Annotated in this window: 17 protein-coding genes; 7 read left to right on the forward strand and 10 right to left on the reverse strand. The window is 68.7% G+C overall.

What is annotated here, in order from left to right; translation table 11 throughout:
* Nucleotides 1–17: 17 nt before the first annotated feature.
* A complete protein-coding gene (gene sepH, locus OED01_RS07645) occupies nucleotides 18–1058 on the reverse strand; it encodes a septation protein SepH (RefSeq protein ID WP_264157769.1) in 1041 nt (346 codons plus the stop codon).
* Nucleotides 1059–1256: 198 nt separating this feature from the next.
* Here sepH and OED01_RS07650 point away from each other — a divergent pair, with 198 nt between their 5' ends.
* On the forward strand, nucleotides 1257–1550 hold the full coding sequence (locus OED01_RS07650) for a DUF4193 domain-containing protein (protein ID WP_264157933.1): 294 nt from the start codon (nucleotides 1257–1259) through the stop codon (nucleotides 1548–1550).
* 64 nt (nucleotides 1551–1614) lie between these two features.
* On the opposite strand, the gene OED01_RS07655 is transcribed toward OED01_RS07650, so the two are convergent.
* Entirely contained in the window at nucleotides 1615–2079 is a 465-nt protein-coding gene (locus OED01_RS07655; RefSeq protein ID WP_264157770.1) for a DUF3093 domain-containing protein, read from the reverse strand.
* Nucleotides 2080–2091: 12 nt separating this feature from the next.
* On the opposite strand from OED01_RS07655, the gene dut reads away from it, so the two are divergent.
* From dut to dxs, 5 genes are all read left to right on the forward strand, one after another.
* Nucleotides 2092–2568: a dUTP diphosphatase gene (dut, locus tag OED01_RS07660; RefSeq protein WP_264157771.1), complete on the forward strand. Its 477-nt coding sequence runs from the start codon at nucleotides 2092–2094 to the stop codon at nucleotides 2566–2568.
* Nucleotides 2565–3152, forward strand: a complete 588-nt coding sequence (locus tag OED01_RS07665; protein WP_264157772.1) for a DUF3710 domain-containing protein — start codon at nucleotides 2565–2567, stop codon at nucleotides 3150–3152. Before dut ends, OED01_RS07665 begins: the two co-directional genes overlap by 4 nt.
* Nucleotides 3149–3901: a DUF3159 domain-containing protein gene (locus OED01_RS07670; protein WP_264157773.1), complete on the forward strand. Its 753-nt coding sequence runs from the start codon at nucleotides 3149–3151 to the stop codon at nucleotides 3899–3901. The genes OED01_RS07665 and OED01_RS07670 overlap by 4 nt, the downstream gene beginning before the upstream one ends.
* 153 nt (nucleotides 3902–4054) lie before the next feature.
* Nucleotides 4055–6913: an aconitate hydratase gene (locus OED01_RS07675; protein ID WP_318841131.1), complete on the forward strand. Its 2859-nt coding sequence runs from the start codon at nucleotides 4055–4057 to the stop codon at nucleotides 6911–6913.
* A 147-nt stretch (nucleotides 6914–7060) separates the two neighbouring features.
* Nucleotides 7061–9001 (forward strand): 1-deoxy-D-xylulose-5-phosphate synthase, encoded by a 1941-nt coding sequence (gene dxs, locus OED01_RS07680; RefSeq protein ID WP_264157775.1) that lies wholly within the window; start codon nucleotides 7061–7063, stop codon nucleotides 8999–9001.
* Between the two features lie 6 nt (nucleotides 9002–9007).
* On the opposite strand, the gene OED01_RS07685 is transcribed toward dxs, so the two are convergent.
* The 6 genes from OED01_RS07685 to OED01_RS07710 all read right to left on the reverse strand — a co-directional run bounded on the left by OED01_RS07685 (nucleotide 9008) and on the right by OED01_RS07710 (nucleotide 15676).
* On the reverse strand, nucleotides 9008–9565 hold the full coding sequence (locus OED01_RS07685) for a hypothetical protein (RefSeq protein WP_264157776.1): 558 nt from the start codon (nucleotides 9563–9565) through the stop codon (nucleotides 9008–9010).
* A 59-nt stretch (nucleotides 9566–9624) separates the two neighbouring features.
* Nucleotides 9625–10308: an SPFH domain-containing protein gene (locus OED01_RS07690; protein WP_264157777.1), complete on the reverse strand. Its 684-nt coding sequence runs from the start codon at nucleotides 10306–10308 to the stop codon at nucleotides 9625–9627.
* Nucleotides 10309–10474: 166 nt separating this feature from the next.
* On the reverse strand, nucleotides 10475–12622 hold the full coding sequence (locus OED01_RS07695; RefSeq protein WP_264157934.1) for a 3-hydroxyacyl-CoA dehydrogenase NAD-binding domain-containing protein: 2148 nt from the start codon (nucleotides 12620–12622) through the stop codon (nucleotides 10475–10477).
* An 8-nt stretch (nucleotides 12623–12630) separates the two neighbouring features.
* On the reverse strand, nucleotides 12631–13836 hold the full coding sequence (locus tag OED01_RS07700) for a thiolase family protein (RefSeq protein ID WP_264157778.1): 1206 nt from the start codon (nucleotides 13834–13836) through the stop codon (nucleotides 12631–12633).
* A 72-nt stretch (nucleotides 13837–13908) separates the two neighbouring features.
* A complete protein-coding gene (locus OED01_RS07705) occupies nucleotides 13909–15102 on the reverse strand; it encodes a ribonuclease D (protein WP_264157779.1) in 1194 nt (397 codons plus the stop codon).
* Entirely contained in the window at nucleotides 15095–15676 is a 582-nt protein-coding gene (locus tag OED01_RS07710; protein WP_264157780.1) for a DUF3000 domain-containing protein, read from the reverse strand. Before OED01_RS07710 ends, OED01_RS07705 begins: the two co-directional genes overlap by 8 nt.
* A 25-nt stretch (nucleotides 15677–15701) precedes the next feature.
* On the opposite strand from OED01_RS07710, the gene OED01_RS07715 reads away from it, so the two are divergent.
* Nucleotides 15702–16874, forward strand: a complete 1173-nt coding sequence (locus OED01_RS07715; protein WP_264157781.1) for an alpha/beta hydrolase family protein — start codon at nucleotides 15702–15704, stop codon at nucleotides 16872–16874.
* Here the strand turns inward: OED01_RS07715 and OED01_RS07720 are convergent.
* Together OED01_RS07720 and OED01_RS07725 are read right to left on the reverse strand one after the other, a co-directional pair.
* The gene (locus OED01_RS07720) at nucleotides 16858–17298 is read right to left on the reverse strand and encodes a SufE family protein (protein WP_413231620.1); all 441 of its coding nucleotides are present in this window, start codon (nucleotides 17296–17298) and stop codon (nucleotides 16858–16860) included. The two genes, OED01_RS07715 and OED01_RS07720, sit on opposite strands and share 17 nt — an antisense overlap.
* 10 nt (nucleotides 17299–17308) lie before the next feature.
* Complete coding sequence (locus tag OED01_RS07725; RefSeq protein WP_264157783.1) at nucleotides 17309–18202, reverse strand: sulfurtransferase; 894 nt, start codon at nucleotides 18200–18202, stop codon at nucleotides 17309–17311.
* Nucleotides 18203–18238: the final 36 nt, after the last annotated feature.

Raw genomic sequence — 18238 nt, forward strand, 5'->3', positions numbered from 1 at the left:
AGACGTCCAGCGCCGGGCTATTCGTCGGTGCGTGCGCCGAAGACGATCTCGTCCCACGAGGGCATCGCGTTGCGGCGGCGCTTCCGCGACGACGACTCGCCTCCGGCCGGCTCCTGATCGGGCTCCGCGTCGCCGCGATCGTTCTCACGCGACGATTCCTGTGAATCGAACAGTGCGATCGGGCTCGGCGGCGCGATGTCATCGTGCTCCTCGATCACCAGGGGCGCGCTCTCGCGCTGTCCGCGCCGACGCCTCAGTGCTTCGAGCAGGTCGGCGGTCTCCGGGCTCGTGCTGGACTCCTCCGGGGCGCGCTTGATGGCCGCATTCTGCGCAGCACTGGGGGCGCGGTCGAGCGAGAACGGGTCGGCGACATCGGCCTCTGGGTCCACGGTGCCGCGTGGACCGAAGGCACCGGAGTCGAACCGGGTCTCATCCTTGTAGGGCGATGCCTGTCGCTCGCTCTCGACGGCGCGAAGGCGCGGGATCAGTCCCTCCGGCAGCGAGCCCTGACGCGACAGCTGAGTCGCGTCGCCGTTGAGCGGGGCCAGCGTGCTGCGGCGCGGGTCGAAGCTCCAGCGCGCGTCATGCGCGACCTCGTTGGCGGTGAACTCGAGCTTGATGATCCAGCCGGATTCTTCCTTCCAGCTCACCCAGCGCTCCGACTGCGCATCGACCTCGGCGAGCTTCGCGCGGATCGCGGTGCCGAAGGTGGGCTGCGCGTCCGGCTCGACCTCGCTCCCGATCAGCACGGGCACGGCGAGGGCCTGGCCGACGATGTGCTCGCGTTCGGCGAGTACGGGTCCCTCGAAGCGCTCGACGTCGGACCGGGAGATGCCCAGCAGCTCGGCGACCTCCGCAGCGGCCAGCCCGGAACGGATGTGGGCCTGGATCTCGCGGGGACTCGCGGCGAGCCGGGGGGCCGCGGGGGTCGATTGTGCGCGAGCGCGTCGGATCTCGGCGCGCAGAAGGTCGTCGATGGGCAGCGCGAAGCGCTGTCCGTTCTCGGTGGCGAGCACGAGGACTCCGGCCTCGGTGCCCACGATCGTGACGTTTTCCATGCGAATGCCCCTCTGATGGGTGTCAGATCATGGTGTCACGCAGGCACTCCGGATGCCGGGAATACCCTGGGCGTGCCGTGAGTTTGATCGGGTGCCACGACCCGCATTTGCGTATTCCGCTCGGGTCGTGCAAACTATGCCCGCCGATTACCCGACGGCGCCCCGCCCACTAGCACCATGAAAGTGGAGATCTACCGCATGGCAACCGACTACGACGCCCCTCGAAAGAGCGAAGACGACTCCGAGTCGATCGAAGCCCTCAAGGAGCGTGTGCCGGACAAGCTGTCCGGCTCAACCGGTGACGAGGACTCCGACAACCCGTCGAGCTTCGACCTACCTGGGGCCGACCTGTCCGACCTCGAGCTCGACGTCGTCGTGCTCCCCGCGCAGCAGGACGAGTTTACCTGCATGAGCTGCTTCCTGGTGAAGCACCGCTCGCAGCTCGACCACGAGGGTTCTGACGGACCCATCTGCAAGGAATGCGCGGCCTGACCGCAGCATCCCCAACGCGCCCCCGACCGTTCCGGTCCGGGGCGCGTCGTCGTTCCGGCGAGGGTCAGACGCGAGCACGCCGGATCGCCGCGGCGAGCCGGTCCGGCGTCCGCGTCGAGATGGACCACTGCGTGACAGGGTCGTCCGGATCGGTGTTCGGGACGATCACCATGCCGTCGATGCCGCCGCGGATCAGATGCCATCCGGACGCCGTGAGCCCCGGTCCGCGCGCCTGCCTCGCCTCGTCGCCGGTGAGTGCGACCGGGTCGCCGAGCCACCGGGCGTCGATGTGCGCGCGTCCGGCGGTCAGCACTCCGTCCCGGACGGACACGACGGGGGATGCGGCGACCATCAGCCCGATCACGGCGATCGCGACGACGATGCCGATGACGAGACCCAGTGCCGAATCCAGGGGCACGAGTGTGAGCGCCACCATGGGCGCGAGCACCGCAGCGGACACCAGCAGCCAGAGACTCGGTGCGAGGCGCTCCCGATAGCGCGGGCGAGTGGCGGGGACCGTGTTCTGCATTAGCCTCTTGGGGTGAGCGATTCCATCGACCTTCCCATTATCGCCTCCGTGGTCCCGCATTACGCGCATCCGGGCGACGCCGGCGCCGACCTGGTCGCGGCGGAGGCCGTGCATCTCGAACCGGGGGAGCGCGCGCTCGTGGCGACAGGGGTGCGCATCGCGCTGCCGGAGGGATACGCGGCGTTCGTGGTTCCCCGCAGCGGTCTGGCGGCCAAGCACGGCATCTCGATCGTGAACTCGCCTGGCACGGTCGATGCCGGATATCGCGGCGAGATCAAGGTCAGCCTGATCAACACGGACATCCGCAGCGCGTACGATGTGGCCGTCGGCGATCGCATCGCCCAGTTGATCATCATGCCCGTCACCCGTGCGGAGTTCCTTCCGGTCGAGGAGCTCCCCGAGAGCGCCCGAGGCGTCGCAGGGTTCGGCTCGACCGGGTATCAGACAGCAGGGCAGACCGCAGACACCGTCTCAGGGGAGAAGTCATGACAGATCAGAACGAGCAGCAGGGCAAGTCAGCCCCGGTCGGACGCGCCGTGGACGGCCCGTTCGACGAGTCCGAGGTGAATCCGGTTCGTCCGTACATCGACCTCGGCGGCATCAAGATCCTTCCGCGCGAAGGGCTGAACCTCCGCCTCGAGGTCGAGGAGCAGACCAAGCGCATCGTGGCCGTCGGGCTCGACTACGCCGACTCGTCGCTGCAGGTGCAGCCGTTCGCGGCACCGCGGTCCGGCGGGCTCTGGGACGAGACGCGCGTGCAGCTCAAGGACCAGGTCCGTTCGCAGGGCGGCCGCGTCGAAGAGCGGGACGGCCCGCTCGGCAAGGAGCTGCTCGCCGAGGTCCCCGCCACCGCTGCAGAGGGCTCGGGCCTGCGTCTGGCCCGTTTCGTCGGCGTCGACGGGCCCCGCTGGTTCCTGCGCGGTGTCATCGGTGGCGCGGCGGCTCAGGATCTGGATGCCGCGGCCAAGGTCGAGGATCTGTTCCGTTCGCTCGTCGTCGTCCGCGGCGGTGCTCCGATGCCGCCACGGGATCTCATCCCGCTGAAGATGCCGTCCACTCCCGGCGCAGCGTGAGCGAGCAGCGCCCGCCCGCTGACGGAGATCGACCGGACGACGCGGAGCCCCGCGTCTCCGACCTGCTCGGTGCCGCGCTGGGCGGAGCCGCGCGCAAGGCGGGAATCGACCCTGACGAGACCTCGAGCACGCATCGCCTCGTCTGGTCGGCGATCGGCGGCTGGCGCGGCATCCTGGAGTCGGTTCTGCCGAGCCTGGCGTTCGTCATCCTGTTCACGATCCGGCCCGAACCGCTGATCCTCTCACTCGGCGTCTCCGTCGGTCTCGCGGCCGTCTTCACGGTGATCCGGCTGATCCAGAAGTCGCCGCCCTCGGCGGCGATCGGAGGTCTGGTCGCCGCAGGCGCCGCTGCCGCACTCGCGCTGTTCACGGGGCGGGGCGAGGACAACTTCGTGCCAGGGTTCCTCACGAACTCGCTCTACGGCACGGCGCTTCTCGTCTCCGCGCTCGTCGGCTGGTCGCTGATCGGCCTCGCGGCCGGATTCCTGATGGGCGAGGGCACGGCGTGGCGGCAGGACCGTCGCAAGAAGCGGGCGTTCTTCTGGCTCGCCATCGCCTGGTCGGCTCTCTTCTTCGCACGCCTCGCCGTGCAGCTGCCGCTGTACTTCGCCGGCGACGTGACGGCGCTGGGGACTCTGAAGCTGGTCATGGGGCTGCCGCTGTTCGCTCCGATGATCGCCGTGACCTGGCTGGTCGTACGCGCGCTCTACCCGCGCGCGGCGACGGGTGTCGACGCCGTGGAGTCGTGATAGATTTATCTTGACATCAAGATAAATTGCAGGCTTTCGCGGGTGGCGCAAGCGGGGCAGACTGGTTAGGTCCGCCTTGCTAGCCGTCCGGGCTCGCTGGCGAGCAAGATGGAGGCGCCTGTTGCCTCCATCCGAGTAGAAGGAGACGTATTCGTGTCCACGGTGAACAGCTTCGGTGCCCAGAGCACCCTGACAGTCGGCAGCACCGACTACGAGATCTTCCGCATCGACACCGTTCCCGGTTACGAGAAGCTCCCGTTCAGCCTCAAGGTCCTCCTGGAGAACCTGCTCCGCACCGAGGATGGCGCGAACGTCACCAAGGCGCAGATCGAGGCCCTCGGTTCGTGGGATGCCGCGGCCGAACCGAACACGGAGATCCAGTTCACGCCGGCGCGCGTGGTCATGCAGGACTTCACCGGCGTCCCGTGCATCGTGGACCTCGCCACCATGCGTGAGGCCGTCACGGCGCTCGGCGGAGACGCCAACCGGATCAACCCGCTCTCGCCGGCAGAGATGGTCATCGACCACTCCGTCATCGCCGACCTCTTCGGCAGCGAGAACGCGCTCGAGCGCAACGTCGAGATCGAGTACGAGCGCAACGGCGAGCGGTACCAGTTCCTGCGCTGGGGCCAGACGGCCTTCCAGGACTTCAAGGTCGTGCCGCCCGGAACCGGCATCGTGCACCAGGTGAACATCGAGCACCTGGCGAAGGTCATCTACGACCGCGACGTCAACGGCGTCCTGCGCGCGTACCCCGACACCTGCGTCGGCACCGACTCGCACACCACGATGGTCAACGGCCTCGGTGTGCTGGGCTGGGGCGTCGGCGGCATCGAGGCCGAGGCCGCGATGCTCGGTCAGCCCGTCTCGATGCTGATCCCTCGGGTGGTCGGCTTCAAGCTCACCGGTGAGATCCCCGCCGGCGTGACGGCGACCGACGTCGTCCTCACGATCACCGACATGCTGCGCAAGCACGGCGTGGTCGGCAAGTTCGTCGAGTTCTACGGCGCGGGCGTCGCATCCGTTCCGCTGGCCAACCGCGCGACCATCGGCAACATGTCGCCCGAGTTCGGCTCCACCGCCGCGATCTTCCCGATCGACGACGTGACGACCGAGTACCTGCGTCTGACCGGTCGCGACGAGCAGACGATCGCGCTCGTCGAGGCGTACGCCAAGCAGCAGCACCTGTGGCACGACCCGGCCAGCGAGCCGGTGTTCAGCGAGTACATGGAGCTCGACCTCGGCACCGTCGTCCCCTCGATCGCCGGGCCGAAGCGCCCTCAGGACCGCATCCTGCTCTCCGACGCCAAGTCGCAGTTCGAGAAGGACATCGTCAACTACGCGGCCATCCCGGAGGATACCGTCGAGTCCGAGGGCACGTTCCCGGCATCCGACCCCGGTTCGACGCCCGGCGTCGAGCACGAGCACATCCCGACGAACGGCGTCTCGCACCAGCACGAGCACCTCGAGGCGAACCTGATGACCAGCGGTGCGCCGCACATCGCCTCCAAGCCCGTGCCGGTGACCACCCCCTCGGGCGAGAAGTACCTGCTCGACAACGGGGCCGTGACGCTCGCGGCGATCACGTCCTGCACGAACACCTCGAACCCGTCGGTGATGATCGCCGCAGGTCTCGTGGCGCGCAAGGCTCTCGAGAAGGGCCTGAAGCAGAAGCCGTGGGTCAAGACGACGCTCGGCCCCGGCTCGAAGGTCGTCACCGACTACTACGAGAAGTCCGGTCTGGACAAGGACCTCGAAGGGCTCGGCTTCTACACGGTCGGCTACGGCTGCACCATCTGCATCGGCAACTCCGGCCCGCTGATCGAGGAGGTCTCGACCGCGATCAACGAGAACGACCTCGCCGTCACCGCAGTGCTCTCGGGCAACCGCAACTTCGAGGGTCGCATCAGCCCCGATGTGAAGATGAACTACCTGGCGTCGCCGCCGCTGGTCATCGCCTACGCGCTGGCGGGCTCCATGCACTTCGACTTCGAGAACGACGCGCTGGGCAAGGGCGCGGATGGTCAGGACGTGTTCCTGAAGGACATCTGGCCGACGCCGGATGAGGTCCAGGAGATCGTCGACTCGTCGATCTCGCGCGAGCAGTTCATCAAGCAGTACGCCACCGTCTTCGACGGCGACGAGCGCTGGACGAGCCTGCCGACGCCGACCGGCCCCGTCTTCGAATGGGACGAGAACTCGACGTACGTGCGCAAGGCGCCGTACTTCGACGGTATGACGATGGAGCTGACCCCTGTCACCGACATCTCGGGTGCGCGCGTGCTCGCGACGCTGGGTGACTCGGTCACGACCGACCACATCAGCCCGGCCGGGAACATCAAGGCCGGAACGCCGGCCGCGCAGTACCTCACGGAGAACGGCGTCGCGCAGAAGGACTTCAACTCCTACGGTTCGCGCCGCGGAAACCACGAGGTCATGATCCGCGGGACGTTCGCGAACATCCGTCTGAAGAACCAGCTGGTCCGCGCCGTCAACGGCGGCGCGGAGGTCGAGGGCGGTTACACCCGCGACTTCACGCAGGCGGACGCGCCGCAGTCGTTCATCTACGACGCGAGCCAGAACTACCAGGAGGCCGGCACCCCGCTGGTGATCTTCGGTGGCAAGGAGTACGGCTCCGGCTCGTCGCGCGACTGGGCGGCCAAGGGCACCAGCCTGCTGGGTGTCAAGGCGGTCATCACCGAGAGCTTCGAGCGCATCCACCGCTCGAACCTCATCGGCATGGGCGTCGTGCCGCTGCAGTTCCCCGCCGGCGAGAGCTGGGAGTCGCTGGGCCTCGACGGCACCGAGATCGTCTCGATCTCGGGTCTGGAGGAGCTGAACAACGGCGTCACCCCGAAGATGGTTCGCGTCACCGCGACGCCGAGCGAGCACTCGCCCGAGGGCAAGCAGACGATCGAGTTCGACGCGGTCGTCCGCATCGACACCCCCGGTGAGGCGGACTACTACCGCAACGGCGGCATCCTGCAGTACGTGCTGCGTTCGCTGGTCTGACACCCGCGCAGATCGGAGGGCCCGGATGCTTCGGCATCCGGGCCCTCCGTCGTCAAGGCTCGGGGGATTCCCGGACTGCGGCGGTAGGATCGAAGGGTCGTCGTCCCTCAGTGCGGGCGACTGGGTGCACGCGATCTGGAGGTGAAGATGCCCACTCTTCCCGGCATCACAGGGCCACGGGACCTCGATCGGCTCAGCACCACCGAGCTGGCGGAACTGGCGGACGAGATCCGGCAGTTCCTCGTCGAGAACGTCTCGCGCACCGGTGGTCATCTCGGTCCCAACCTCGGCGTCGTCGAGCTCACGATCGCACTGCACCGCGTGTTCCGCTCGCCCGAGGACCCCATCATCTTCGACACGGGGCATCAGTCCTACGTGCACAAGCTGCTCACCGGACGTCAGGACTTCTCGCAGCTGCGCCTGCGCGGGGGCCTGGCCGGCTACCCGCAACGCGGCGAGAGCGCGCATGACGTGGTGGAGTCGTCCCACGCGTCCAGTTCGCTCAGCTGGGCCGACGGCGTGTCGCGCGCGCTGACGGCCACGGGTCGATCGGACAGGCATGTCGTCGCAGTCGTCGGAGACGGCGCCCTCACCGGCGGGATGACGTGGGAGGCGCTCAACAACATCACCGACGACAACGATCGCAACCTCGTCATCGTCGTCAACGACAACGGTCGATCGTACGCGCCGACGATCGGCGGGATGTCGCGCTACCTGAACCGCGTCCGCACCGCCGCCGCATACAAGGATCTGCACCACCGGTCGGATCGGCTGTTCCGCTCGTTCGGCGCGTTCGGACGCGCCGTCTTCCGCGGTGTCCGCGGCGGAACGCACGGGTTCCTGTCGCGATTCACGAACAACGCGGCCCTGTACTCGAACCTCGACATCAAGTACCTCGGTCCGGTCGACGGACACGACCTGGACGCCCTCATCGAGACGCTCGAACTGGCGAAGTCCTACGGCGCTCCGGTGATCGTGCACGCCATCACCGAGAAGGGCCGCGGCTACCAGCCGGCGCGCGATGACGAGGCCGACCAGTTCCACGCCGTGAATCGGATCGACCCGACCACGGGTGAGCCTCTGGCGAGCAGCGGGACCGGATGGACCGACGTGTTCTCCGAGGCACTCGTCGCTGCGGGAGAGCGCGACCCGAAGGTGATCGCCATGACCGCCGCCATGCTGCGGCCCACAGGACTCGCCCCGTTCGCGGAACGGTTCCCCGAGCGCGTCTACGACGTCGGCATCGCAGAGCAGCACGCCGTCACGGCCGCCGCGGGTCTGGCCTACGGTGGGCTGCACCCCGTCGTCGCGCTCTACGCGACATTCATCAATCGCGCGTTCGACCAGGTCCTGATGGATGTCGGCCTGCACAAGGCGGGTGTGACGTTCGTCCTGGACCGCGCAGGCGTCACGGGCCCCGACGGTCCCAGCCACCACGGCATGTGGGATCTGGCGATGCTGCAGATCGTGCCGCACATCCGTATCGCGGCGCCGCGTGACGGCACCCGGCTCCGCGAAGCCCTGGACGAGGCGGTGCTCGTGGACGACGCGCCGACCGTGGTCCGCTTCCCGAAGGGCGAGGTGGCAGCCGATCTGCCCGCGATCGAGCGGTTGCGCGACGGCGTCGACGTGCTGGCGCGAGGCGAATCGGAGGACGTGCTGCTGGTCGGCATCGGACCGTTCGCCGCGCTGGCGGTGGACGTAGCCGAACGGCTGCGCGCGCAGGGCATCGGCGCGACGGTGATCGACCCGCGGTGGGCCATCCCGGTGCAGCCATCGGTCATCGACCTCGCTCGCAGGCATCGCCTCGTCATCACGCTCGAGGACGGCATCCGCGTCGGCGGAATCGGCACGCGCGTGCGGCAGGTGCTGCGCGAAGCGGGCATCGACACCGCGGTGGACGAGCTCGGGCTCCCGGACGAGTTCATCGATCACGCATCCCGTGACCAGATCCTCGCGGATGCGGGCCTGACGGCGCCGAAGATCGCGCAGGACGTCGTCTCGCAGGTGCTCGGCACGCGGATCCCCATGGCCCGCAACGCAGGCGAGACCGGTGCGATCGACCTGCCGCTGCACGAGAAGCGCTGACGCGGCTCAGCCCAGGGCCGTATCCTCGGCGAGCATGTCGGGGTCGACGCGGGTCCTTCGCCGTCGGCGCGAAATGATGCCGCGATCACGGAGCAGCGCCCTCCGCGCGGTGAGCCACCAGCCCACCGGGACGGCGACCGCGGCGGCGACGGCGGTGATGCCGGTCAGATCCAGGATGCCGTCCGCGAAGAAGTGCGCGAGGGCGGCGGCTCCGGCCGCGACGCCGATGCCCACCAGGACGTAGACGACCGCATGCACGACGATGCGGCGCTCCCGGCGCAGAGAGCGCGCCACGAGCCAGAGCGCCGGCATCAGCACGACCAGGCCGATCGCGGAGATCGCCGCGCACAGCAGGGCGACCCAGCCGCTGACGACCGCGACGAAGCCGAGCGCGGCGAGGGGCGCGCCACCGCTCATCGTGATCGTTCGCAGCGAGAAGAGACCGACGAAGAGACCGACGAACAGAGCCCAGGAGCGAAGCGCACCGGCGGAGAACTCGTCACGGGTGAAGGCCATCGGCTCCTCGGACGTCCGCGGTGACGGAAGCAGCCGCGACTGGTTCATCGTCGTGCGCCTCCCCGTGTACTCGCTCGCCCTCATGCTAGCGTGCGGGGGTGCGACGCTCAGTTGAGGGCGTGCAGGGCCGCGACGGCGGCCTCGGCATCCCGATCTCCCGCACGCAGCGCCTGCGACATCAGGTAGCCGTCCGTGAGGGCATCGCCGGTGATCATGACCCGGACGACCTCGACACCGCAGTCGCGCAGGGCGGTCGACGCGCAGGCGGCGAGCACCCGCTGGCCGAGCTCCGCGTTCTCCGGCAGCACATCTCCGGGGATGCCGCGGATGACGTCGCGCATCGCGGAGCCGACGATGTTGGCCGTGCGCTCGGTGACGTTCACGACATCGAGCTCGAACACCCGCAGCTCGCGCCCGGTGGCCACAGGCCGCCACTCGAACGACGCGTGCACCAGATGCTGGTGTCCCGCCGCGCCCGTCAACTGGCGCGCCGGCAGATCGGTGGCGCGGCAGCGCACGTCGATGAGCTTGTACCAGTAGAACATCGGGAACGCCCCGTGCGTCCCGGGCGGGAGTACCACGACCTCGCCGTGCGCCCCTGGCACGCCCTTCGGCTTTCGGACGATCGGCTTGCCGTTGCGCGTGCGGATCGCCGCCCAGCCCTCATCGATGGTCACGAGGAAGAGCTTCAGCAGCGCCGGAACCACCAGCAGCACGGTGAGGACGGCAGTGCCCGTCTTCAGAAGGCTGTTCATGCCGGGGACGCTGAAGAACGAGAGGAACGTGTCCATGGCTCCACTTTCACGGATCCCCGGGCCTCCGGATGCCGTTACGACCGCGAAGCGCGAGATGTTCACCGAGCCTTCCCCCGCTGTTCGCGGGCTCGCCGTTCCGCGGTGGAGAACGCGGAGGGCGGGACGGCCGCGATGACCGTCCCGCCCCCCGCGACTCCCGCGCTCAGCGGTGCGCGATGCCGCGGATCGCCGGTGTGTGGAAGGTGCCGCCGAACACGCGCTCCGATGCTCCCTCGCGGTCGAGGTACGGCGACGCGCCGCCATCGATGAACGGCCAGCCGGCGCCGAGGATGAGGCACAGGTCGATGTCCTCGACCTCTGGGACGACGTTCTCGTCGAGCATGATGCGGATCTCCTGCGCGAGACCGTCCTGCACACGGGCGAGGATCGTCGCGGCGGATGCCGGGGCCGACCCCACCGCGCCCTTGAGCGTCTTCTCAGCCGCCTTGGTCCAGCCGGTCACGCGACCGCCCTTGTCCTTCTCGACGACCTGATCGAGCTCCGCGAGCGCGTGGAAGTTCTCGTTCGCGTAGAACCGATCCGGGAAGGCGCGCACCATGGTGTCCTGCACGTGCGCCGCGACCTTCCAACCGACCAGGTCGATCAGCTGGAACGGTCCCATCGGCAGCCCGAGCGGGGCGAAGGCCTTCTCGACGTCCTGCACCGGGGTGCCCTCGTACACGGCGCGGGCGGCCTCGCCCATGACCTTGGCCAGGAGCCGGTTCACCACGAAACCGGGCGCATCCGCGGTGAGGACCGCGTTCTTGCCGAGGTTCTTCGCCACGACGAAGGCGGTCGACAGCGTCTGCTCGTTCGTCACGGGCGTCTTCACGACCTCGATCAGCGGCATGACCGCGACCGGGTTGAAGAAGTGGAATCCGACCAGGCGCTCGGGATGGGCGAGCTTCGCGCCGATCTCCTCGACGGAGAGCGAGGACGTGTTCGTCGCGAGGATCGCGTCTTCCGCGACGATCTTCTCGATCTCGGCGAAGACCTGCTGCTTGACCCCGACCTCCTCGAAGACGGCCTCGATCACGAAGTCGCAGTCCGCGTAGAGGGTCTTGTCCGTGGTGCCGGTGACGAGCGCGCGGAGCCTGTTCGCGGCATCGGCATCCAGTCGGCCCTTGCCCTCGAGCTTGCCGATCTCCTCGTGGATGTATGCCACGCCCTTGTCGACCCTGGCCTGATCGATGTCGGTGATGAGCACCGGCACCTGCAGCTTGCGGACGAACAGCAGCGCGAATTGGCTCGCCATCAGGCCGGCCCCGATGATGCCGACCTTCGTGACCTTCTTCGCGAGCGCCTTGTCGGGAGCGCCGACCGGACGCTTGGCGCGCTTCTGCACGAGGTCGAACGCGTACATCGATGCCGCGAACTGGTCGCCGGTCACGAGCTCGGCCAGGGCCTCGTCCTCGCGGGCGAATCCTTCGGCCTTCGTACCGCTGCGGGCCTTGTCCAGCAGCTCGAGAGCCGCATACGGCGAGCGTGGCACGGTGCCGATCTTCGACTCCAGCATCCCGCGCGCCATCTTGACGGCGATCGGCCACTTCGTCAGGCGCTCGATCTTGCCCGGCTCGTTCCGACGCTCCACCTTGGTCGCGCCGGTGAGGACGGCATCCGCCCACGCCAGCGAGTTCTCGAGGTAGTTGGCCGCCGGGAAGATCGCGTCGAAGATCCCGTAGTCGAACGCCTGCTGGGGCTTGAGCATCCGGTTCTGCTTGAGCGGGTTCGAGATGACGACCTCGAGCGCGTTCTCGATGCCGATGAGGTTGGGCAGCAGGTAGGCGCCGCCCCAGCCGGGGATGATGCCGAGGAAGACCTCGGGAAGCGCCACAGCGGCGGCCGACGCGTCGACCGTGCGGTACGTGCTGTTCAGCGCGATCTCGAGTCCGCCGCCGAGCGCGAGCCCGTTCACGAACGCGAAGGACGGCACGCCGAGCTCGCCGAGCGATCCGAGCACCTTGTGCCCGAGCTGCGCGATGAGGCGGGCGTTGTCCTTCGAACCGACCTTGCTGATGTCCGACAGGTCGGCGCCGGCGGCCATGATGTACTGCTTGCCGGTGATGCCGACGGCCTGGATCTCGCCGGATGCCGCTCGCGCCTTCAGGGCCGCGAGGGTCTCACCGAGCTCGGTGAGGGTGGCAGGACCCAAGGTGTTCGGCCGCGTGTGGTCGCGCCCGTTGTCGAGCGTGATCAGGGCGAGCACCTTGCCGGAGGGCAGCCGGACGTCGCGCACGGGGGAGTGCGTGACGACCTCATCGTCGGTGAGGGCCAGGATCGGGGCGAAGTCGATCTCGTCGTAGTTCGTCATTCCTGCGCTCACTTCCGCTTCTTGCCGTCGTAGAACGGGTTCTCCCAGATGACCGAGCCGCCCTGACCGAGGCCGACGCACATGGCGGTCAGACCGTAGCGGACGTCCGGGCGCTCGGCGAACTGCGCCGCGAGCTGGATCATCAGACGGACACCGGATGCCGCGAGCGGGTGGCCGAGAGCGATCGCACCGCCCCACTGGTTGACGCGCGGGTCGTCGTCGGCGATGCCGAAGTGGTCGAGCAGCGAGATCACCTGGATCGCGAACGCCTCGTTCAGCTCGAACAGGCCGATGTCGGAGATCGTGAGCCCGGCCTTTTTGAGAGCCTTCTCGGTCGACGGGATCGGGCCGATGCCCATGATCTCGGGCTGCACGCCCGCGAATGCGAACGAGACTAGCTTCATCTTGGGCCGCAGACCCAGCTCCTTCACCGCGCCGCCACCGGCGAGCAGCGACATGGTCGCGCCGTCCGTGAGCGGCGAGGAGGTCCCGGCCGTGACGCGACCGTGCGGACGGAACGGCGTCTTCAGTGACGCGAGGTCCTCCATCGTGGTCTGCGGGCGGCGGCCCTCGTCCTCGGATGCGAGTCCCCATGCGCCATCGGCGTGCTTGATCGCGACCGGCACGAGATCGGGCTGGATCTTGCCCGCGTCGTATGCGGCCTGCACCTTGTGCTGACTGAGCATCCCGAAGCGGTCGGAGCGCTCCTTGGTGAGGTGCGGGAAGCGGTCGAAGATGCGCTCAGCGGTGACGCCCATGTTGAGCGCGCCGGGGTCGACCATCTTCTCGGCGACGAACCGCGGGTTGGGATCGGCGTTGCCGCCGATCGGGTGGTGTCCCATGTGCTCGACGCCGCCGGCGAGGGCGAGGTCGTACATGCCGATGCCGATGGACGCGGCCATGGTGGTCACGCTCGTCATGGCACCGGCGCACATGCGCTCCACCGCGAGGCCCGGAACCGTCTGCGGAAGACCGGCCAGGATCGCGACGGAACGGCCGAGGGTCAAGCCCTGGTCTCCGGTCTGGGATGTCGCGGCGATCGCCACGTCATCGATGCGGTCGGCCGGGACGGAGGCGTTGCGCTCCATCAGTCCGATCGTCGCCTTGACGGCGAGGTCATCCGCGCGGGTGTTCCAGTACATGCCTTTTTCGCCGGCGCGCCCGAACGGGGTGCGCACGCCATCGACGAAGAAGACGTCCGAGATCTCGGCCACTCTGCCTCCTGGGTTGGGTATGGCTTCAGCCTAGGAGTGGGGGAGGACGGGAGGGAATCGGTTGGACCGACTCTACGAACCGGCCTCCTCGGCCGCTTCCACCGATTGCGCGGCTTCTACAAAGGCATCCGCGATCCTCTGTGCAGTCTCCGCAATCTGCCACGGCCGCGCGCCCAGGTTCGCGAGCTCGATGCCGATCGCCTCCGCGGTGGCAGCCGGTGGCTCCCACGCGACGCGACGCAGGTGGTCCGGAGTGAGCAGGTTCTCGGTCGGCATGTTGAGTTCGGCCGCCCTCGCCTCGATCAGAGGACGGGCGGCCTTCAGACGCGCGTCCGCCTCCGGATTGCGATCGCTCCACGCGCGCGGCGGGGGGAGCGTGTCACTGGGCACGCGCTCCTTGGGCAGGTCCGTCGCGGCGCGGCCCTGCTCGATCGCCGCCCACCAGCGGTCGAGCTGAGTGCGGCTGGCGCGCCCGGTGAAGTCGGACAACGACGCGAGCGCGTGCTTGCTGGACGGCGCCGCGAGGACGGCGGCGACGAGCGAACGGTCCGGGACGAGCCTGCCGGGTGAGACATCCTGCTGCTGCGCGTACTGCTCACGCGCTTCCCACAGGGCACGGGCGACGGCGAGGTTGCGGGGTCCTCGCACGCGGTGCAGGCCGCTCAGGCGGCGCCACGGATCCGTGCGCGGGGGCTTGGGGACGCGGGTGAGAGTCGCGGCGAACTCCTCCGCGGCGATCTCGACCTTGTCCTGTTCGACGAGCTCCGCCGCGAGGACGTCCCGGACGTCGACGAGGTGCAGCACGTCGAGAGCGGCGTAGTCGAGCCACGCATCCGGAAGCGGCCTGGTCGACCAGTCCGCCGCGGAATGCTCCTTCTTCAGGGTGATCCCCAGCGTCTCCTCGACGACGGCGGCGAGGCCCACGTGATCGTGTCCCAGCAGCCGTGAGCCCAGCTCGGTGTCGAACAGCGACGTCGGTTCGAGTTCGAGTTCGCGCAACGAGGGGAGGTCCTGGCTCGCCGCATGCAGGACCCACTCCTCGCCGCCGATCGCGGACTGAAGGGCCGTGAAGTCTCCGATCGCCGGCGGGTCGAACAGGAAGACGCCCGCGCCGCGTCGGAACACCTGCACGAGGTACGCCCGCTGCGAATAGCGGAAACCGGAAGCCCGCTCCACGTCGACTGCCACCGGGCCTTCGCCCTCGGCCAGAAGCGCGCACGCGCGTTCGAACTCATCCCGATCGTCGATCACGGAATACTCAGTCACGGGCCGCCTTTCGAGCACCGAACACGGCGATGTCCTCTGATCCGGGCGGAAGCCCGGCGAGCATCCCCACCAGCTCTGCCCATGCTTCCACATGCGGGCGCAGAGTGCCCTCCGGCGTCCACGACGCCCGCAGCTCGATCTGGGCGCCGTCGCCCTCGGCCGCCAGCCCGCCGAAACCCTTGGAGAGCGTCTTCGTCGCGGTTCCCGATGCCGAGTGGTACACCGCGTCCCTGGACTCCAGCGCATCGACCAGCCACGACCACGTGACATCCGCGAGGAGGGGATCCGTGCCGATCTCGGGCTCCAGCGGCGCCTGCGCGAACGCCACGATCCGCCACTGGCCGGACCACGCGTCCGGCGCCGCAGGGTCGTGCAGCAGGACGAAGCGCGCCGTGCCGTAGATGGAGTCGCCGTGATCGTCAGGACGGACGTCGGCGGCGAACGCGATCGCGAAGGGCGCGAGCCCCTGCGGAGACGGGATCTCGCGCACGGTGATGTCCGAGCGGAATCGCGTCTGGCGCAGCTCGGCTGCGGCGTGCTCGAAGCGCGCTCCGGCATCGGAATGGGCGTCCACGCTGACAGGCTAGAGTCAGGAGGCGATGAAGAGTATCAGGCACGCCGTCACGGCCATCGTCCTCACCCTGCTCGCTCTGATCTCGGCAGCGGCGGGCTTCGTCGTGCTCTCGGTCGCCCGTCGGGTCGTCACCCCCGAGAAACGCGGAACGGACACGCAGATCCTCGCGGTCGACACGGGTGCGCAGACCATCGAGCTGACCCGCACGCTCGACACCGAACTGCCCGGTCGCTACGGACTGTTCACGACCGGCACCCACGGCTACGTCAAGCTCGGAGCTGTGCTCAGCGCGGACACCACGCGTGTGCGGCGCAAGCTGCTCACGCAGATCGACCCCGGCGCCCGCATCGACCCGGCGGCTGCCTTCAGCGGCTGGTACTACAGCTCTCCTCGTGAGCTGCATCTGCGCTGGGACAACGTGCTCATCGGGTCGCCGAGCGGTCCGTGTCCGGCATGGCTGTTCCCGGCGGCGGCCGGCGCCCCGGCATCCGACACCTGGGTGATCCAGATCCACGGCCGCGGCGGAAACCGTGCCGAGTGCCTGCGCGCGGTGCCCGTGTTCCACTCGCTCGGGATGACGAATCTCGTCGTCTCCTACCGCAACGACGGCGAGGCCCCGAGGACCCGTGGCGGCGCCTACGCCCTCGGCGCTTCCGAGTGGCGCGACGTCGACAGCGCCATCTCCTATGCGCTCCGCCACGGCGCGCGATGCGTCCTGTTGATGGGGTGGTCGATGGGCGGCGCGATCGCGCTCCAGACCGCCGTGTCGTCCGGCCAGCGCTCCGCGATCATCGGGCTCGTCCTGGAATCTCCCGTCGTCGACTGGCGCTCGGTGCTGCGGTTCCAGGCGCGCGAACAGGGCGTGCGCGACCCGCTGCCCGAGCTGGCGATGACCATCCTGTCGTCGCCGGTCACCGCACGCTGGGGAGGCGCGGAAGAGGCGATCCCGTTCGACCGGCTGGACATGCTGGCCAGAGCCGAAGAGCTCGATGTCCCCATCCTGATCCTGCACAGCGACGATGACGGCTTCGTGCCGGCCGATGCATCGCACGCCCTGGCGGAGGCGCGCTCGGACATCGTGACGATGCCGCATTTCGCGGGAGCCCGCCACGCCAAGCTGTGGAACTACGACCAGACCGGCTGGACCAGGGCGATCACGGACTGGGCGGCGGCCCAGGGGTTCAGCGCTTCTGCCTGACCTGATTCTTGGCGCGCAGCAGCATCCCGGTCATGCCGGAGATTCGCAGCGGTGAGACCACGCGGGTCAGCCCGATCGACTGCGGATAGTCGTCGGGGATCGCGAGCACCTCGTCCGGCGTGAGGCCGGTGATGCCCTGCGCCAGGATGCTCGCGAAGCCGCGCGTCGTCGGGGCCTCCGGGGGAGCAGTGGCGTGCATCGTCACCACGTCGTCGGCGACCTCGACGTAGATGTAGACCGGGGACTGGCACTCGGCGACGCGTTCGGTCATCTCCGGGTGCGCTGCGACCTCGGCGGAGACCGCTGGCAGCTCGTTCGAGAACTCGAGCAGCAGCTGCAGCCGCTCGGACTCGTCCAGTGCCAGGAAGTCGTCACGGAACTCGGCGAGTCCGGCGGGAACGTGCGTTGTGCTCATCCCCGTCATTCTCCCACGATCAGAGCGAACCGGGCTCGGTACCCGTCGCGATCGGGACGCGGACCGCGCTGCCCCACTCGGTCCACGAGCCGTCGTAGTTGCGCACGTTCTCGAAGCCGAGCAGGTGCTTGAGCACGAACCAGGTGTGGCTCGAGCGCTCTCCGATGCGGCAGTACGCGACGACCTCGTCGCCGTCCTGGAGGCCCGCGTCCCCCCGGTAGATCGCGTCGAGTTCCGCGCGGCTGCGGAAGCCGCCGTCCTCCGCGACGGCGCGACCCCACGGGACGCTCTGCGCGGTGGGGATGTGGCCGGCGCGCAGCGCGCCCTCCTCCGGGTACGCGGGGGCGCTCGTGCGCGCTCCGGTGTACTCCTCGGGCGAGCGGACGTCGATGAGCGGCTTGCCGAGGTGCGCGAGAACGTCGTCCTTGTAGGCGCGCAGGATCGTGTCGTCCCGTTCGACGACGGGATACTCGGTCGCCGCTCGGGCCGACGGCTCGGTGGTCAGCTCCCGGCCCTCGGCGATCCAGCGGTCGCGGCCGCCGTCGAGCAGCCGGACGTCCTCGTGTCCGAACAGCGAGAAGACCCACAGCGCGTACGCCGCCCACCAGTTGTTCTTGTCGCCGTAGACGACGATCGTGTCGTCACGGGAGATGCCCTTGCGGCTCATCAGCTTCGCGAACCCCTCGCCGTCGAGATAGTCGCGCACGACCGGGTCGTTGAGCTCGGTGTGCCAGTCGACCTTCACGGATCCAGGGATGTGGCCGGTCTCGTACAGGAGCACGTCCTCGTCCGACTCCACGACGACGAGGCCTTCGGTGCCCAGGCGCTCAGCGAGCCAGGCGGTCGTGACGAGTCGACCGGGTTCCGCATACTCGGCGAACTTCTCGGAAGTGGTGTCGAACTCGATGGTCACGGTGCGCTCCTCATGGTGTGCGGGCGAAGGCTCTGG

This window comes from Microbacterium sp. M28 (assembly GCF_025836995.1).
GTDB lineage: Bacteria > Actinomycetota > Actinomycetes > Actinomycetales > Microbacteriaceae > Microbacterium.

Excerpts from the sequence above, each read along its gene's own strand:
- dxs (WP_264157775.1), top strand. The coding sequence starts at position 7,061 with ATGCCCACTCTTCCCGGCATCACAGGGCCACGGGACCTCGATCGGCTC.
- OED01_RS07690 (WP_264157777.1), bottom strand. The coding sequence starts at position 10,308 with ATGGACACGTTCCTCTCGTTCTTCAGCGTCCCCGGCATGAACAGCCTT.
- OED01_RS07655 (WP_264157770.1), bottom strand. The coding sequence starts at position 2,079 with ATGCAGAACACGGTCCCCGCCACTCGCCCGCGCTATCGGGAGCGCCTC.
- sepH (WP_264157769.1), bottom strand. The coding sequence starts at position 1,058 with ATGGAAAACGTCACGATCGTGGGCACCGAGGCCGGAGTCCTCGTGCTC.
- OED01_RS07720 (WP_413231620.1), bottom strand. The coding sequence starts at position 17,298 with ATGACGGGGATGAGCACAACGCACGTTCCCGCCGGACTCGCCGAGTTC.
- OED01_RS07650 (WP_264157933.1), top strand. The coding sequence starts at position 1,257 with ATGGCAACCGACTACGACGCCCCTCGAAAGAGCGAAGACGACTCCGAG.
- OED01_RS07715 (WP_264157781.1), top strand. The coding sequence starts at position 15,702 with ATGAAGAGTATCAGGCACGCCGTCACGGCCATCGTCCTCACCCTGCTC.
- OED01_RS07685 (WP_264157776.1), bottom strand. The coding sequence starts at position 9,565 with ATGAACCAGTCGCGGCTGCTTCCGTCACCGCGGACGTCCGAGGAGCCG.
- OED01_RS07665 (WP_264157772.1), top strand. The coding sequence starts at position 2,565 with ATGACAGATCAGAACGAGCAGCAGGGCAAGTCAGCCCCGGTCGGACGC.
- OED01_RS07695 (WP_264157934.1), bottom strand. The coding sequence starts at position 12,622 with ATGACGAACTACGACGAGATCGACTTCGCCCCGATCCTGGCCCTCACC.